This is a genomic window from Acetobacter pomorum, assembly GCF_002738225.1.
GTDB lineage: Bacteria > Pseudomonadota > Alphaproteobacteria > Acetobacterales > Acetobacteraceae > Acetobacter > Acetobacter pomorum.
In genome coordinates this window covers 1-344 of sequence record NZ_PEBQ01000167.1, presented here as the reverse complement: position 1 = coordinate 344, position 344 = coordinate 1, and the positions used below count along the sequence as shown (strand labels likewise).

The 344-nt window shown below is 58.7% G+C and carries 1 protein-coding gene; it reads right to left on the bottom strand.

The window, feature by feature from the left end:
* Window positions 1-344: MotA/TolQ/ExbB proton channel family protein (locus tag CSR02_RS17075; protein ID WP_244176866.1), on the bottom strand; the 344-nt coding region annotated here is incomplete at both ends.

The window sequence follows — 344 nt, the reverse complement described above, 5'->3', positions numbered from 1 at the left end:
GCTGTCAGTGCATGGTAGATCCCCCACACCGTGCCGAACAGACCGATGAACGGTGAGGTGGAGCCCACCGTCCCCAGAAACGCCAGACCCTTTTGCAAGCTGTTCTGGATATTGTTCACCGCGCGCTGGATGGACATGCCCGTCCAGCTATGCAGGTCAATGCTTTCCTGCATCGTGCCTTCATGGTGCTCGGCAGCCACAATGCCGGTATCGGCAATGTAGCGGAAGGGAGAGGTGGACGTGAGGGCCGAAGCACCTTCCTGGATGCTGTGCTTGGTCCAGAAGCTCTTCGTCGCTTCCTTGGCGGCCGCAAACAGACGGGCCTGCTCAATGAACTTGGTGAT